This window comes from Streptomyces sp. MB09-02B, from assembly GCF_033794485.1.
Classification (GTDB): domain Bacteria; phylum Actinomycetota; class Actinomycetes; order Streptomycetales; family Streptomycetaceae; genus Streptomyces.
This window is the reverse complement of record NZ_JARGEE010000719.1, coordinates 1-2,610: the sequence shown is the minus strand read 5'-3', so window position 1 is coordinate 2,610 and position 2,610 is coordinate 1. Positions and strand designations below refer to the sequence as shown.

Sequence of the window (2,610 nt, the reverse complement as noted above, 5' to 3'; positions counted from 1 at the left end):
CTCCAGCATCGGCATCGGATCCACCCCCCCCGCCCCCGGCAGAAACTCCGCGATCCTCTCCGGGGTCCAGCCCCCTTCGGCATACGCGGCACGCAACTCCCGCGGCTGCGCCCACACCGCGATCTTCGGCCCGGCGACCGTGTACACCTGCCCGGTGATCCCCGCCTCCCGGGCCCGCTCCGACAGCAGGTACACCACGAACGCGGCCACCTCCTCCGGCTCACCGATCTCGGTCAGCTCCATCGGCACCCCCGCCGACATCCGCGTACGCGCGACCGGCGCCACCGCGTTCGCGGTCACCCCGTACCGGTGCAGGCCGAGCGCCGCGCTCCGCACCAGCGAGATGATCCCGCCCTTGGCCGCGCTGTAGTTGGCCTGCGAGACGGACCCCTGGTGGTTGCCGCTGGTGAACCCGATCAGCGTCCCGGCCCGTTGCCTGCGCATGACGGCGGACGCGGCCCGGAACACCGTGAACGTGCCCTTGAGGTGGGTGGCGATCACCGGATCCCACTCCTCCTCGGCCATGTTGAACAGCATCCGCTCGCGCAGGATCCCGGCGACGCACACGACCCCGTCGATCCGGCCGTACGTCTCGACCGCCGTGTCCACGACCCGCTGCCCGCCGGCCATCGTGGAGATGTCGTCGGCGACGGCGACCGCCTCGCCCCCGGCCGCCTCGATCTCCTTGACGACGGTCTCGGCGACGGAGCTGGTGGGTTCGGAGCCGTCGACGGAGACGCCGTAGTCGTTGACGACGACCCGAGCGCCCTCGGCGGCGGCGCCGAGGGCGACCGCCCGGCCGATTCCCCGCCCCGCTCCGGTGACGGCGACGACCTTGTCTGCCAAGAAGTTTCCCACCCCGGCCCCTTCCCCTCATCGCGGTTTCTGACGGACCGTTAGATTCTGCTCGCACGGCGATTCTACGACCCGTCAGATACACCCACACAAGCCCCGGGGAGAGCCGATGTCATTGCCGGCGGAGTTCCACGCCATCGCCAAGCGCGTGAACAACTGGGGGCGTTGGGGTCCGGACGACGAGATCGGCACCCTCAACCTGATCACCGACGAGGTCGTACGGGTGGCCGCGGCCTGTGTCCGCTCCGGTCACCGGGTCCCGCTCGCGCTGCCCCTCCAACAGGACGGCGTGCAGACGGGGATGATGCCGGGCCGGGTGAACCCGCTCCACGCGATGGTGCAGATCAACCAGGAGATCTTCGGTCCGGGCACGGTCGCGTGCAGCGACGACGCGGTGACCATGGGGCTCCAGGCGGCGACCCACTGGGACGCCCTCACCCACGTATCGCACTCGGGCCGGATCTACAACGGCCGCCCCGCGGCCACGATCACCCCGCACGCCGGAGCGGCCTTCGCCGGCATCGACAAGGCGCGGCACATCGTCTCGCGCGGCGTCCTGCTGGACATTCCGCGCGCCCTCGGACTCGGCGACGACCGGTTGCCCGGCGGTCACGCCGTCACCCCCGAAGACCTGGACGCGGCCGAGGAGTTGGCGGGCACCCGGGTCCGCGCGGGCGACATCGTGCTGGTCCGCACCGGACAGATCCGGTCCTACCTCGCCGGGGACAAGCACGCGTACGCGTTCCCGTCGCCGGGGCTGTCGCTCCGCACACCCGAGTGGTTCCACGCGCGTGATGTCGCGGCCGTCGCCAATGACACCCTGACGTTCGAGATCTTCCCTCCGGAGGTCGAGGACCTGTGGCTGCCGGTGCACGCGCTCGACCTGGTCGAGATGGGCATGCCACAGGGCCAGAACTGGAATCTGGAGGAGTTGTCCACAGCCTGTGGACAAGTGGGGCGGTATGACTTCCTGCTCTCGGCGATGCCGGAGCCGTTCGTCGGAGCGACGGGCACGCCGGTGGCCCCGATCGCCATCCTGTAGGCCCGCTCCGCGCGGCCGCGAGCCCGGGCCGACTGGCGGCGCGGCGCCGCTGCGCGCCCCGAGCACGGCACCGCGCGCCGCGCCGCCATCCGGCTTCGGCGTACCCGACCCTGTCCCCTGGGCCCTGCGGGGAGCCGGCGCCGAATCACGACCCACGCTCGTCGAGGGCCTCCGTCACCGAGACCCTCGTCGTCCCCTCGCGGCGAATCGCTGACACAAGCGTGATCAAACGGACACGGGACGTCAACACCCGTTCGGGGACCGACCGCGTGGAACCGACGTCCCGACGGTGCGTACGGGAGCACGTCCCGGCGCACGAATCGGCTACCGCCGGGGGACCGTTCGACGCCGTGCGCTCGCGCGCGGCGCGTGCGGCTCACGTCCGGCCACGGAGTGCGCCTCATAGCTCGGGGGTGCGAGCCATAGGGCGACCGCGGGCCGCACTCGGCCGATCGCGCAGTTCCCCGCACCCCTGGAAGGGCTGCGCCCTTCCCCCAGCACCAAGAACCCGCGACCCACCAAGAACCCGTAACCCAGCAAGAACCCGCGGCCCACCAGGACTCCCCGGCCTAGACCGCCTCGTACGCCAACCCCTCGCGCACCGCCAGGCTCTCCCGGGCCACCGCCGCGACACCCGTGACCGCACCGCACGCCGGATAGACCGCGGGAGTCACCACTCCACCACCGCCACCGGCCCCCGAGGCACCCACACC

General features: G+C 71.8%; 2 protein-coding genes. One reads left to right on the top strand and one right to left on the bottom strand.

Translation table 11 applies throughout. The annotated features are described in order from the left end of the window. The coding region (locus P1P70_RS43280; protein WP_319247795.1) for an SDR family NAD(P)-dependent oxidoreductase at positions 1 to 858 on the bottom strand (858 nt) is incomplete at its 3' end. A gap of 106 nt (positions 859 to 964) precedes the next feature. Between P1P70_RS43280 and P1P70_RS43275 the strand changes: the two genes are divergently transcribed. Beyond that, positions 965 to 1,897, top strand: coding sequence for a cyclase family protein (locus tag P1P70_RS43275; RefSeq protein ID WP_319247793.1), 933 nt, complete (start codon positions 965 to 967; stop codon positions 1,895 to 1,897). Positions 1,898 to 2,610: the final 713 nt, after the last annotated feature.

Coding starts and splice junctions, on each gene's coding strand:
- P1P70_RS43275 (WP_319247793.1), top strand. CDS start 965: ATGTCATTGCCGGCGGAGTTCCACGCCATCGCCAAGCGCGTGAACAAC.